Origin of the sequence: Achromobacter aegrifaciens, from assembly GCF_902859965.1 — a bacterium.
Taxonomy (GTDB): domain Bacteria; phylum Pseudomonadota; class Gammaproteobacteria; order Burkholderiales; family Burkholderiaceae_B; genus Achromobacter; species Achromobacter aegrifaciens.
The window spans coordinates 428104-441249 of the sequence record NZ_CADIKO010000004.1; the positions used below are offsets into that span (position 1 = coordinate 428104).

Consider the following 13146-nt stretch of genomic DNA (forward strand, 5'->3'; position numbering starts at 1 on the left):
CTATCCGCAGACCTGTGATCGCGGCGCGGACGATCCGCAAGTCAGAGTAAGATTTACGCCATAACAAACCCCTACATGGCAGGAGCAGTGGAAGATGGCGAAAGTCGGCATGGTTGGTATCGGCCTCATGGGCCATGGCATTGCAAGCAATCTGGTCAAGCACGGGCACGCGCTGACCGTGCTTGAGCACCCGGGCAATCAGCCCCTGGACGCGCTGAAGGCCGCGGGCGCAACCAGCGTGACCGATGGCGCCACGTTGGCGGCCCAGTCTGACGTGATCATCCTCTGCGTTACCGGCAGCCCGCAGGTCGAGGCCGTGCTGCTGTCCGAGGGCGGCGTGCTGGCGGGCTTGCGTCCCGGTACGGTCATCATCGATTGCTCGACGGCGATCCCCTCTTCCACCGTCAAGGTGGCGCAGGCCGTGACGGAAACCGGCGGCCGCTTCCTCGATGCGCCGATGACGCGCACCCCCAAGGAAGCCGCCGAGGGCCGGCTCAATCTGCTGGTGGGCGGCGACGCCGCGCTGTTCGAGGAATGCAAGCCGCTGCTGGCCTGCTTCGCCGAGAACATCACGCACGCCGGCCCGATCGGCGCCGGCCATCGCATGAAGCTGCTGCACAACTACGTGTCGCTGGGCGTGGTCGCGCTGCTGTCGGAAGCCGCAGCTTGCGCGCTGCGCGCGGAGATCGATCCGGCGGTGTTCGCCGACGTGCTGGCCAAGGGCGGCGGCGGCGGCGTGGCACTGGAACGCATCAAGCCTTACCTGCTGGAACAGGATCCGTCCTCGCTGCGGTTCTTCATGTCGAATGCGCAGAAGGACCTGTCCTACTACAACACCATGGCCGCGGAAACGGGCGCGGTACGGGAAATCGGCGCGGCCGTGCAGCACACGTTCGACCAGGCCGTCACTCAGGGCGGCGGCGACCGCTACGTGCCGGAACTGGTATCGCTGTTGAAGGACCGCTAGGACGGTCCTGGAGACCATCGCATCCGGCGTCACGGATGCGATGGCAAACGCTGCGGACGGCATCGCCCACAGTCCGCGGGGATCAACGGCCGGCCACCGCTACCGCGCGCGGCAGGCCCCGCGCCGGCAGGCGCAAGGAAATCAGGGCCGCCGCCAACAGCAGCGCGCCCGCTGCCCCGAAGGCCACCCAATGCGTGCCGAAGGTCTCATAGGCCCAGCCGCCCAGCCATGAGCTGATCATGCCGCCAACCTGGTGGCCCAGGTAGACCAGTCCGTAAAGCACGCCCACCAGCCGCACGCCGTAGACGTCGGCAAGAATGGCCGACGACAGGGCGATGCTGCCAGCCCACGCGATGCCGCCCAGGGTGGCCGCGGCGTACAGTTCCCAATGCGCGCCCACCATGACCAGCGCGAAGAAACCCAGCCCGCGCACGAGATAGATCGCGGCCAGGATGGCGCGCCGTTCGACCTGGTCGGACATGCGCCCCAGCACCAGGGTGCTGAAGATGGCGACCAGGCCGATCAGGCCGATGCCCAGCGAACTGGTGGTGGCGTCAAAGCCATGGTCCATCAGCATGGGCACGCCGTGCGTGCCCAGCAGGTTCATGCTGAAACCACAGGCAAACAGGCCCAGCGCCACCTGCCAGAACGGCAGCGAGTTAAGCGCCGCGCGCACGTTGGGCGCAGGCTGCTTCGCCGCAGCTTTGGCCGGTCCCGCCTTGTCGATGATCTGGTGCGGCAGCAGGTCGGTGTGCTCGGGCGCTTCATCGCGCATGACGAAGAGCGCCATCGGCACGGTCAGCAGCGCGAACAGCGCGGCGAAGCCCAGCAGTGTTTCCTGCCAGCCCACGGCCGAGATCGCGAAGGTCAGGGTTGGCGTCATCAGCGCGATGCCGGCCATGGAACCGGTGGACAGGAAGAACAGCGCCATGCCGCGCTGGCGCGTGAACCAGCGGCTGATCACCGGCGTCAACGCTACCGGGCTGGTGAAGCCCAGGCCGATGGACAGCGCCACGCCGAAGGACAGCAGGAATTCGATGGGGCCGCGCGCGTAGACCGTCCAGATGATCGACAACACGACGATGGCGGTGCCGGTCAGCAGCACGAAGCGGGTGCCGCGCGTGCCGACCAGATAACCCGCTACCGGCATGGCCAGCCCATAGCAGAGCATGCCGATCGCGACGATGCCGGACAGCGTACTGCGCGTGAAGCCCAGGGCGTCCGCGATGGGCAGGAAGAATGGCCCGACCCCCATGCGCAGGCCGACCGTCAACAGGGTGAGTACCGTAGCGGCGCCTACGATGTTCCAGCCGAAATACCAGCCGCCCGACTGTTGCTTCTCCACTTGCGCTTCTCCTCGATATCTTCTTGTGGCCGCTTGGCGCGCCCAGGTTCGCCAGCGCCGCCCAAGAGGCGGCGGCAGGAGCGAGAAGAACGAGGCGTGCACCGGCTTGTCATCTCCGGCGGCCTGACGACGCCGGACGCGTCATATTACTCCTGGCTATATGTCTGCTCCGCCCGGAATCCGGGAATCTGTTCGGTGAGCGGTCACCGAAGCGCTGTATAGTGCTCGCCATTTCGTCGCGCCCGAAGCAGACCGTGAAGTCCAAGACCTCGATGTTCGCCCTGTCCCGCCAGGAAATCGCGCTGGTGCTGGTCACCATGCTGTGGGGCAGCACCTTCCTCATCATCCACATCGCCATGCAGCACAGCGGACCGCTGTTCTTCGTGGGCGTGCGTTTCACCATCGCCGGCCTGATGGCGCTGCTGATGTTCCGCAAGCACATGGCTGCGATCACCCGCCAGGAGGTCGGCGCCGGCATCGCCATCGGCTGCGCCCTGTTCCTGGGCTACTTCCTGCAGACCTACGGCTTGCAGACCATCACCAGCAGCCAGTCCGCCTTCATCACGGCGATGTACGTGCCCATCGTGCCGCTGCTGCAATGGGCCGTACTGAAGAAGCCGCCAGGCCTGATGAGCTGGGTGGGTGTGGCGCTGGCCTTCGCGGGCCTGATCCTGCTGGCGGGTCCGCAGGCAGGCGCGCTGAATTTCAGCGTGGGCGAAGCGGCCACGCTTGCCGGAGCCGCGGCGATCGCCGCGGAGATCATCCTGATCGGCCACTATGCCAAGAAGGTCGACAGCCGCCGCGTCACCTTCGTACAGTTGTTGACGGCAGGCCTGGTGTCGTTCGCGCTGATGCCCGTGTTGGGCGAAGCGGTGCCCGAATTCTCATGGCTGTGGGCGGGTGCCGCCATCGGCCTGGGACTGGCCAGCGCCATCATCCAGCTGACCATGAACTGGGCGCAGAAGTCGGTGTCTCCAACCCGGGCCACCGTCATCTATGCTGGCGAGCCTGTGTGGGGCGGCATCGTGGGACGCCTGGCCGGCGACCGGCTACCCGCGCTGGCGTTGGTAGGCGCCGGCCTGATCGTGGCGGGCGTGCTGGCAAGCGAGGCCAAGTTCACCCGCAGGAAAAAGCCGCAAGCACAGGGCGCCGACTAGCGGGCCAGGCGCGCGATCAATCCGGCCTGCGCGGGGTACAGCCGTTGCAGGTCGGCGGCGTCGGCCAATTCGAACTCGCTGAACTCGAAGCCCGGCGCCACCGTGCAGCCGGCCAGCGCATAACCGGCCGGGTCGGCCAGTTCTGCCGCGAACCAGCTGCCGGCCGGCACGACCGCCTGGAACGCGGCCTCAGGGTCCTTCAGCGCGTCGCCCAGCCGCAGGCAGCGGTAAGCGCCGTCCGGCGCCAGCACATGGACAAGCAGCGCGCCGCCCGCATGGAAATGCCAGAGTTCGTCGGACCGGATGCGGTGCCATGTCGACCAGGCGCCGTCGCATAGCAGGTAGTAGATGGCGGTGCTGGCCGAGCGGCGCGCGCCGTCGCCGCGCGTCACGGCATCGGCGGCGCGATAGGTTTCGCGGTAGTAACCGCCTTCGGGGTGCGGCAGCAGGTCCAGGCGGCGGATGAGATCGGCGGATGCGGTCATGACGGGACGGGCGCGTAGAGGATGGGGCCAGTCTAGAGCAAAGCCGCGCGTCCTAGGCCGCCTGCTCCAGAAACGCCTGCAGGGCGGGCACCGTGTTCAGCACATGCTGGCGCATGGCCGCTTCGCAACGCACCGGGTCGCGCGTCTGCAACGCGGAGATCAATTCCTGGTGCGATTCGCGCACGCGCAGGACGCGGCCGGGCTGGGCCACCCACAGGCGCATATAGGGTTCGACGACGGAATGCAGCTCCGAGATCTGGCGCAGCAGGCGCGGCTGCTGGCAGAAGCTGCACAGGTATTCGTGGAATTCGCGATGCGCGGTGATCCAGTCCAGGTGTTCGCCCGGCCCCTGCTCCAGCTGTTCCAGCAGCAGCGACAGGCGGCGGATGTGCTCGGCGCCCATGTGCAGCACCGCGTTACGCATGGCCAGGCCTTCCAGCACGGACCGCATTTCGAACACTTCCAGCATTTCCTGCTGATTCAGGCCGCGCACCACCGCGCCGCGGTTGGCGCGGATCTCGACCAATCCTTCCGAGGCCAGCCGGCGCAGCGCGCCGCGTACCGGCATGCGGCTGGTACCGATTTCGGCCGCGACCACCTCGGGCACCAGGCGCTGGCCGGGCGCGTAGCGGCCCAGGCGGATTTCGCGCTGCAGATGCAGGTAGGCCTCGTCTTCGGCGCTGATGGCTGTCTTTTGGAATTGCAGCATTGGAGTCCCGGGGCTAGGGCCGACGGATAGGCCCACGAAAGCCGCCATGATAGATAACCGCAAAAATAACACAAATTGGATCCAGTGATCCATGGATGCAAATCCTAATGGCCTTGCAGCGTCCGCTTGCGTCTAATCCCTGCACGCACTCCATAACGCGATCAAGGGGAATTCATGAAGTTTCGTTTCATCCGGGCGCTGGCAGGCGCCGCCGCCGTGGCCTTTGCCGCCCAAGCGGGCGCCCAGGCGACCGACTGGCCGCAGCATCCGGTGCGCATCGTCGTGCCCTTCCAGGCCGGTTCCGCCACCGACCTGATTTCGCGCCAGCTGGGCGCCGCGCTGTCGACGGAACTGGGCCAGCCCTTCGTCGTCGAAGCCCGTCCGGGCGCCGCGGCTGCTATCGGCAGCGCTTCGGTGGCACGCGCAACGCCCGACGGCTACACGCTGTTGATGGGCGGCCCCGCCGCCATCGTCACCAACCGCTTCCTGCAAAAGCGCCTGTCCTACGACCCCGACGCCTTCGCGCTGGTATCCATGGTGGCGTACACCCCCAACATCCTGCTGGCCAATCCGTCGCAGCCGTTCAAGACCTTGCCGGAAATGGTGGCCTACGCCCGCGCCAACCCGGGAAAACTGACCTACGCCTCGTTCGGCACCGGCACGACTTCGCACATGGCGGGCGAAATGCTCAAGTCCGTGGCCGGCATCGACATCCTGCACGTGCCGTACAAGGGCGCCGGCGAAGCCATCCCCGCGCTGCTCAGCGGCCAGGTCTCGATGTACTTCGACACCATCATGACCGGCCTGCCCCAGGCCAAGAGCGGCGCGCTGCTGGCGCTGGGCATGTCCAACGCCAAGCGCTCGGCGCTGGCGCCCGAGATTCCCACGATCGCGGAACAGGGCTACGCCGGCTACGACATCGCGCCGTGGTACGGTCTGGTCGCGCCCGAAGGCACGCCCGCTCCGGTGCTCGACAAGCTCAACCGCGCCGTCAACAAAGTGCTTGCCGATCCGGCGCTGCGCAGTAAGCTCGCGGAAGCTGGCGCGGAGCCCCGCGGCGGCAGCCGCGAGGAATTCGCCGCCTTCATCAAGGCCGAAATCCCGCGCACCAAGCAGCTGATCGATCAGGCCGGCATCACGCCGCAGTAATTTTCACTACGAGTTCCCCGTTTCCATGTCCTTACCCTTCGATTGGTCTTTCCCCTACGCATCCCGGAAGATGCCGGTCCTGGCCGCCAACGCGGTCGCCACCAGCCAGCCGCTGGCGGCCCAAGCCGGGCTGCGCATGCTGCTGGCCGGCGGCAACGCCGTGGACAGCGCCATCGCCACCGCCATCGCGCTGACAGTGGTCGAACCCGTCATGAACGGCATCGGCGGCGACATGTTCGCGCTGGTCTGGCATGACGGCCAGCTGCATGGCCTGAACTCCAGCGGCTGCGCGCCCGCCGCGTGGACGCCGGAGTACTTCGCCGGCCGCGACGCCATGCCCGGCACCGGCTGGGGCACGGTGACCGTGCCGGGCCAGGTCGCGGGATGGAAGGCGCTGTCGGAGCGCTTCGGCAAGCTGCCTTTCGCGCAGTTGTTCGAACCCGCCATCGCCTATGCCGAGGAAGGGTTTGCGGTATCGCCCACCATCGCCCGCCAGTGGGCCACGCAAGCGCCCAAGCTGGCGCAGGAGCCAGGCTTTGCCGCCGCCTTCCTGCCCGAGGGCCGTGCGCCGCAGGCCGGCGAATGGTGGCGCTTTCCCGCGCAGGGCAAGACGCTGCGCGCCATCGCCGAAAGCGGCGGCGAGAGCTTCTACCGCGGCGAGCTCGCCCGCAAGATCGCCGACTTCGCGCGCCAGACCGGCGGCGCGCTCAGTGCCGAGGACCTGGCGGAGCACCGTCCCGAATGGGTCACGCCGATCTCGCAATCGTTCCGCGGCTACGAACTGCACGAGATCCCGCCCAGCGGCCAGGGCATCTCGGCGCTGATGGCGCTGGGCATGCTGGAACAGTTCGACCTGGAAAGCATGGGCCGCGACAGCGCGGACTACTACCACGTCAGCATCGAAGCGATGAAGCTGGCGTTCGCGGACCTGCACCACCACGTCGCCGATCCGCGCCACATGCGCACCAGCGCCGCCGCCCTGCTGGACCGCAGCTACCTGGCCGAGCGCGCGCGCCAGATTTCCATGGACCGCGCCAGCGTGCCGGTCGCGGGCACGCCCGCCACCGGCGGCACCGTGTACCTGACGGCGGCCGACGCCAGCGGCACCATGGTGTCCTTCATCCAGTCCAACTACCACGGCTTCGGTTCCGGCGTGGTGGTGCCCGACACCGGCATCAGCCTGCACAACCGCGGCCTGAACTTCGTGTTGACGCCCGGCCACGCCAATCAGGTCGCGCCGCGCAAGAAGCCGATGCACACCATCATCCCCGCCTTCGTCACGCGCGGCGGCCAGCCGCTGATGTCGTTCGGCGTGATGGGCGGATCGATGCAGGCCCAGGGTCATCTGCAAATGGTCACGCGCCTGGCGGCGTTCGGCCAGAACCCGCAGGCCATGAGCGACGCGCCGCGCTTCCGCGTGGAAAAAGGCCCGGTGGTCAATGTGGAATCGCACTTGCCGGCGGACGTGGTCGACGCGCTGCGCGCACGCGGCCACAACGTCGCCGTGGCGCCCGCCGACAGCCTGGAATTCGGTTCGGCGCAGCTGATCTGCCGCCTGCCGCAAGGCGGCTACGTGGCGGCGTCCGACTCGCGCCGCGACGGTCAGGCCGTGGGCTTCTGAGTCTGGCCGGGCCCGGATCCAGGCCCGGCCCTTGACGATAAAGCCATCGCCGCCGGCCTCCGGCGGCGATCTGCCGGCGTACCGGCGATCACCAAGACGTAGCGCCGGCTGGTGTAGACCGGCTCAAGCTCCACGCCCGTCTGCTCGCGCACCCGCCGCAGATCCGCTTTTTCCACTGCCAGGAATACCCTGCCGTCCTTGGGCAATACGGCCTCCAAGCCTTCCAGCGGCACCCGTGCGGCCGCGCCCCGCGAGTAGTAGCGCGCCGAGAACGGCAGGCTGTCGACGAAGTAGAGCTTTTCGCCGGGCGCCATCAGCGCGTCGGCCCGGGCGACAAGGTGTTTTTCCGTTTTGAGCCGCTCCGGCTGGGCCAGCAGCAAGCCGCAGAAAACAATCACCGCAATCGGCCCCAACGCCATGCAGGCCGTCGCCACGCGGGCTGGCGCCAGGGCGCGGGCGCGGCTCAGGCATGCGCCTATCGCCAAGGCCAGCGGCGGCAAGGCCGGCAGCGCGTAGGTCCACAGGATGTTGCCCGACAGGGTGAAGAAGAGCGGCGTGGCCGCGCCCCAGGCCAACAGATAGGTCCAGCGTGGCCGGCGCAGCCATCTGCCGGCCCGCCGCACCGGCCCGCGCCAGCGTCGGGCAAGCAGCCAGACGCCGAACACTCCCCAAGGCAACGACGCCACGATCCCGTCCAGCCAGATGGCGCCGTAGGGCCGGCTGTGCGCCGAGCCGTAGAGATCCCCGGTCCAGCCCGGATCCACGAAGCGCAGGAAGTGCTCGCCCACGATGAAATACTGGATGAAGCCCGGCGTCTTGATCTCCGCCGCCACGTACCAGGGCAGCACCAGGACCGCCGTCATCACGCTTCCCGCTGCCCATGGCAGGCGCCGCAGGCTGGCCCGGACGTTCCCATGCCACAGCATCCAGGGCACGATGGCGCCCGCCACCAACACCACGGCCAGCGGCCCCTTGGACAACAGGCCGATCGCCAGTCCCAGGAAAAATCCGTAGCGCCAGAACCCCGCCGCCGGCGCGCGCGCCAGGATGAATGACGCCATGCTCAGCGTGACGCCCAGGGCAAGGAACGGATCGGTCAACACTGCCCCGGCCGCGACCAGGGGCAGGAACATGGATGCGTACACCAGCACGGTCCATCTGGCGGCCTGTAGCGTAAACAGGCGGCGCCCCAGCGCATGAAGAATGGCAAGCGTCGCCGCCGTGGTCAGCAGCGACGGCAGCCTGATGCTGAATTCGCTCAGCCCCAGCAACCGGATCGACAGCGCCTCGGCCCAGAACCCCAATGGGGGCTTGCCCCAGAACGGCACGCCCGGTGCGAACCAGGGCGTGATCCAGTCGCCCGTTTCCGCCATCAGCCTGGCGATCTCCGCATAGCGTGGCTCGGACGTGTCGGCGAATGGCACCAGGACCATCGCCAAGAGGCGCACGCCCAGTATCGCCGCCAGCCCGGCGGCCATGGTCCGCGCGCTCAGCTGCAAGCCGCATCCCTCCCATGGCCCGATGCCGCCATGCCCGCCGCTCCGCTGTGCTGCACGTCGCGCACCAGATAGACCGGCCGCTGCTTGCTTTCCATATAGGTCTTGCCCACGTACTCGCCCAACAGACCGATGGTGATGAGTTGCACGCCGCCCATGAAGGTCATCATCGCCATCAGCGAGGGATAGCCGGCGACGTCATCGCCGAACATCAGGGTCTTGAAGATGATGGCGGCGCCGAAGACCGCGCCGCCCAGGGCCGCGGCCGCTCCCAGCCCCGTCGCCCAGCGCAGGGGCGCGGTGGAGAACGAGGTGATGCCTTCCATGGCCAGGCGGAACAGCGCCAGGTAGCTCCATTTGGTGACGCCAGCGGCGCGGGGCTCGCGGTCGTAATCGATGATCCGGGTCGGCATGCCCACCCAGGCGTACAGGCCCTTCATGTAGCGGCACCGTTCGGGCAGCTGCAGTAAAGCCGTCACGGCGCGTCGGCTCATCAGCCGGAAATCGCCGGTGTCGGGCGGGATAGCGGCCTTGCTCAAGCGGCTCAGCAGCCTGTAGTAGGCATAGGCGGAAAGGCGCTTCAGGACGCTTTCCCCCGCACGGCTGCGCCGCCGCATGCTGACGACGTCGGCGCCCTCTTTCCAGGCCCGCACCATGGCGGGGATGGCCTCGGGCGGATCCTGCAGATCGGCATCCAGCATGATGACCGCGGCTCCGGCCGCATGTTCTATCCCTGCGGTCATCGCGGCCTCCTTGCCGAAATTCCGGCTCAGCCTGACCAGCTTGATGCCGCGTTCCTCGCGCAGCAGGGCCTGCAGGTATTCGGCGCTGCCGTCGCTGCTGCCGTCGTCGACGAACACGATCTCGTAGGACAGCCCCAACGTCTTCAAGACCCGCCGCAGGCGTTCGTGGCAGGCCGGCAGCACCTCCATTTCGTTGAGGAATGGAATGATGACGGATAGCTGTATCGGGCTGATTGCGCCCAGCACAGCGATATCGAGATCGGGTCTGGCATTCATCGGATCGCCTCCGTAACGGACCTACTCCCGGGCCAAGGCCGGTTTCGACAGTTCAAGTTCGTCGGCGTCGTCGTTCCTGTGCGCCAGGCGGTAAAGGGCCGGCAGTACCAGCAGCGTGAGGATGGTGGAAGAGATGATGCCGCCGATCACCACGGTGGCCAGCGGACGCTGGACCTCGGCGCCCGTGCCGGTGGCGATCGCCATCGGCACGAAGCCCAGCGAGGCCACCAGCGCCGTCATCAGCACCGGACGCAGGCGCGTCAGCGCCCCGATACGCACGGCCTCGGCCACGGACTTGCCTTCCACACGCAGGCCGCTGATGAACGACAGCATCACCAGGCCGTTCAGCACCGCCACGCCGCACAGCGCGATGAAGCCCACCGCGGCGGTTATGGACAACGGTATGCCGCGCATCCACAAGGCGATCACGCCGCCAGTCAGTGCGAAGGGGATGCCGGTGAACACCAGCAGCCCGTCCTTGACGTTGCCGAACATCGCGAACAACAACGCGAACACCAGCACCAGCGCCGCCGGCACCACGATCTGCAGGCGCTTGGCCGCGGATTGCAACTGCTCGAAGGTGCCGCCCCAGGAGGTCCAGTAGCCCGCCGGCACCTGCACCTTTTGCCCGATGGCCGCGGTGGCCTCGGACACGAACGTGCCCAGGTCGCGGCCGCGCACGTTGGCGCTGACCACGATGCGGCGCTTGCCGTCCTCGCGCGAGATCTGGTTGGGGCCCGGCGCCAGATCGAAGGTGGCGACCTCGCTCAGCGGGATGTAGGCGGCCTGCGCCTGCCCGTCCTGCCTGGGCAAGGCAATGGGCAGCTTCTTCAACGCGGACAGGTTCTCGCGCACGGCTTCGGGCAGACGCACCACGATGTCGAAGCGCCGGTCTCCCTGAAAAAAGGTCCCCGCCTCTCGACCTCCCACGGCGATGGCCAGCGTGTCCTGCACGTCCGCCATGCTCAGCCCGTAACGCGCGGCGCGGGCGCGGTCGATGTAGACCGTCAGCATCGGCAGCCCGGTGGTCTGCTCGACTTTCACTTCCGAAGCGCCCGGTATCGTCTGCAAGACCTCGGCGATCTCTGCTGCCGTACGATTCAGCACGTCGTTGTCATCGCCGAACACCTTCACCGCCACGTCGCTGCGCACGCCCGAGATCAGCTCGTTGAAGCGCAGCTGGATCGGCTGGGAGAACTCATAGTTGCTGCCGGGAACCTGGCTGGCTTCCTCCTGGATCGCCGCCAGCAGTTCGGCGCGGGTCTTTCTGGGGCTGGGCCACTGGTCCATCGGCTTGAGCATGATGTAGCCGTCGGAAATGCTGGGCGGCATGGCATCGGAGGCGATCTCCGCCGTGCCGGTGCGGGCGAACACGCGCTCGATCTCCGGGAACTTCTGCTTCAGCCTGGTCTCCAGTTGCTTCTGCATCTCGACTGACTGCGTGAGGCTGGTGCCCGGGATCCGCAGCGCCTGGATCGCCATGTCGCCTTCGTTCAGGTTGGGGATGAACTCGCTGCCCATGCGCGCCGCCAGCACCCCGCTCAACACCACCAAGACGGTTGCTCCCGCCAGGATCAGCGGCGTGCGGCGCAGCGCGACGTCGAGCAGGGGCTCGTAGCGGCGCTTTGCCCAGGCCATCAGGCGATTCTCCTTTTCGGAGACGTTGTTCCCCATGAACAGCGCCACGGCGGCCGGCACGAAGGTCACGGACAGGATCATCGCCCCCAGCAGCGCCAGCACCACGGTCAGCGCCATGGGATGGAACATGCGTCCTTCCACCCCGCTCAGGGCGAAGATCGGCAGGTACACGACCATGATGATCAACTGGCCGAACAGCAGCGGCCTGCGGGCCTCGCGCGCGGCCGCGAACACCTCGTGGAAGCGTTCGCTGCGCGTGAGCGGCCTGCCATGGTGCGCCCGCGCGTGGCTCAGGCGCCGCACGCAGTTCTCCACGATGACGACCGCGCCGTCGACGATGATGCCGAAGTCCAGCGCACCCAGGCTCATCAGGTTGGCGCTGACCTTGTAGGTCACCATGCCGGTGAAGGTAAACAGCATGGACAGCGGGATGATCATCGCCGTGATCAGCGCCGCGCGGATGTTCCCCAGGAACACGAACAGGATGACGATGACCAGCGCCGCGCCTTCCAGCAGGTTCTTCTTGACGGTGGCGATAGCCTTGTCGATCAGGGTGGTGCGGTCGTAGACCGTCACCGCCTGCACGCCCGCCGGCAGCGATTTATTGATGGCTTCCAGCTTGACGGACACGGCTTGGGACACCGCGCGGCTGTTCTCGCCTATCAGCATGAACACCGTGCCCAGCACCACTTCCTCGCCGTTGCTGGTCGCCGCCCCCGTGCGCAGCTCGCGCCCGATGGACACCTCGGCCACGTCGCGTATCCGGATCGCCTGGCCCTCCACGGTTGCCAGCACCACGTCGCGGATGTCGTCCATGGACCGGACCTGCCCGGGCGCCCGGATCAGGTACTGCTCCCCCTTGCGTTCGATGTAGCCCGCACCGGTGTTGGCGTTGTTCCTGTCCAGCGCGGCCATGATGTCGGTCAGCGCCAGTCCGTAGGAGGCCAGCTTCTCGGTGCTGGGCGCTACCTGGTACTCCTTGGCATAGCCGCCGATGGCGTTGATCTCGGTGACCCCGGGAATATTGCGCAGCTGCGGCTTGATGATCCAGTCCTGGATCTCGCGCAGGTCCATGGGGGTGTAGGGCGTGCCGTCGGGTTTCCTGGCATCGTCCTGCGCCTCCACCGTCCACAAGTAGATCTCGCCCAGGCCCGAGGATATCGGCCCCATCATGGGCGTCACGCCTTCGGGCAGGTTTTCCTTCGCTTCCTGCAGGCGCTGGTTCACCAACTGGCGGGCGAAATAGATGTCGGTGCCGTCCTTGAAGATGACGGTCACCTGCGACAGGCCATAGCGCGATAGCGAGCGCGTCTGCTGCAACCCCGGCAGGCCGGCCATCACCGTCTCTATCGGATAGGTGATGCGCTGCTCGGTCTCCAGCGGCGAGTACCCAGGCGCCCCGGCATTGATCTGGACCTGGACGTTGGTGATGTCCGGCACCGCGTCGATGGCGAGCCGGGAATAGTTGTAGACGCCGATGGCGGCCATGCCCAGGGTGACGAACAGCACCAGCCAGCGCTGCTCAATGGCGAAACGGATCAAGCGTTCAAACATGTTCCG

10 protein-coding genes are annotated in these 13146 nt (G+C 67.3%); 4 read left to right on the forward strand and 6 right to left on the reverse strand.

Annotated elements, in window-relative coordinates; genetic code table 11:
- Positions 1-94: 94 nt before the first annotated feature.
- The gene (locus HV793_RS26575) at positions 95-967 is read left to right on the forward strand and encodes an NAD(P)-dependent oxidoreductase (RefSeq protein WP_054453470.1); all 873 of its coding nucleotides are present in this window, start codon (positions 95-97) and stop codon (positions 965-967) included.
- 82 nt (positions 968-1049) lie between these two features.
- Here HV793_RS26575 and HV793_RS26580 read toward each other — a convergent pair whose 3' ends face one another.
- The gene (locus tag HV793_RS26580; RefSeq protein WP_175214179.1) at positions 1050-2312 is read right to left on the reverse strand and encodes an MFS transporter; all 1263 of its coding nucleotides are present in this window, start codon (positions 2310-2312) and stop codon (positions 1050-1052) included.
- Between the two features lie 272 nt (positions 2313-2584).
- Between HV793_RS26580 and HV793_RS26585 the strand changes: the two genes are divergently transcribed.
- The gene (locus HV793_RS26585; RefSeq protein ID WP_054453736.1) at positions 2585-3469 is read left to right on the forward strand and encodes a DMT family transporter; all 885 of its coding nucleotides are present in this window, start codon (positions 2585-2587) and stop codon (positions 3467-3469) included.
- Here HV793_RS26585 and HV793_RS26590 read toward each other — a convergent pair.
- Positions 3466-3954, reverse strand: a complete 489-nt coding sequence (locus HV793_RS26590; protein WP_054453474.1) for a cupin domain-containing protein — start codon at positions 3952-3954, stop codon at positions 3466-3468. The two genes, HV793_RS26585 and HV793_RS26590, sit on opposite strands and share 4 nt — an antisense overlap.
- A 52-nt stretch (positions 3955-4006) precedes the next feature.
- The gene (locus HV793_RS26595; protein ID WP_054453476.1) at positions 4007-4663 is read right to left on the reverse strand and encodes a GntR family transcriptional regulator; all 657 of its coding nucleotides are present in this window, start codon (positions 4661-4663) and stop codon (positions 4007-4009) included.
- 174 nt (positions 4664-4837) lie between these two features.
- Here HV793_RS26595 and HV793_RS26600 point away from each other — a divergent pair, with 174 nt between their 5' ends.
- Positions 4838-5812: a Bug family tripartite tricarboxylate transporter substrate binding protein gene (locus HV793_RS26600; protein ID WP_054453478.1), complete on the forward strand. Its 975-nt coding sequence runs from the start codon at positions 4838-4840 to the stop codon at positions 5810-5812.
- Between the two features lie 25 nt (positions 5813-5837).
- A complete protein-coding gene (gene ggt / locus HV793_RS26605) occupies positions 5838-7433 on the forward strand; it encodes a gamma-glutamyltransferase (protein ID WP_054453480.1) in 1596 nt (531 codons plus the stop codon).
- Here ggt and HV793_RS26610 read toward each other — a convergent pair.
- The 3 genes from HV793_RS26610 to HV793_RS26620 are packed head-to-tail and all read right to left on the reverse strand — an operon-like array spanning position 7415 to position 13140.
- Positions 7415-8932, reverse strand: a complete 1518-nt coding sequence (locus tag HV793_RS26610) for an ArnT family glycosyltransferase (RefSeq protein ID WP_175214180.1) — start codon at positions 8930-8932, stop codon at positions 7415-7417. The genes ggt and HV793_RS26610 overlap by 19 nt on opposite strands.
- Positions 8923-9948 (reverse strand): glycosyltransferase family 2 protein, encoded by a 1026-nt coding sequence (locus tag HV793_RS26615; RefSeq protein ID WP_175161651.1) that lies wholly within the window; start codon positions 9946-9948, stop codon positions 8923-8925. Before HV793_RS26615 ends, HV793_RS26610 begins: the two co-directional genes overlap by 10 nt.
- A gap of 21 nt (positions 9949-9969) precedes the next feature.
- Entirely contained in the window at positions 9970-13140 is a 3171-nt protein-coding gene (locus HV793_RS26620; RefSeq protein ID WP_054453484.1) for a CusA/CzcA family heavy metal efflux RND transporter, read from the reverse strand.
- Between the last annotated feature and the right edge of the window lie 6 nt (positions 13141-13146).

Coding starts and splice junctions, on each gene's coding strand:
- HV793_RS26575 (WP_054453470.1), top strand. CDS start 95: ATGGCGAAAGTCGGCATGGTTGGTATCGGCCTCATGGGCCATGGCATT.
- HV793_RS26585 (WP_054453736.1), top strand. CDS start 2,585: ATGTTCGCCCTGTCCCGCCAGGAAATCGCGCTGGTGCTGGTCACCATG.
- HV793_RS26590 (WP_054453474.1), bottom strand. CDS start 3,954: ATGACCGCATCCGCCGATCTCATCCGCCGCCTGGACCTGCTGCCGCAC.
- HV793_RS26595 (WP_054453476.1), bottom strand. CDS start 4,663: ATGCTGCAATTCCAAAAGACAGCCATCAGCGCCGAAGACGAGGCCTAC.
- HV793_RS26600 (WP_054453478.1), top strand. CDS start 4,838: ATGAAGTTTCGTTTCATCCGGGCGCTGGCAGGCGCCGCCGCCGTGGCC.
- ggt (WP_054453480.1), top strand. CDS start 5,838: ATGTCCTTACCCTTCGATTGGTCTTTCCCCTACGCATCCCGGAAGATG.
- HV793_RS26615 (WP_175161651.1), bottom strand. CDS start 9,948: ATGAATGCCAGACCCGATCTCGATATCGCTGTGCTGGGCGCAATCAGC.
- HV793_RS26620 (WP_054453484.1), bottom strand. CDS start 13,140: ATGTTTGAACGCTTGATCCGTTTCGCCATTGAGCAGCGCTGGCTGGTG.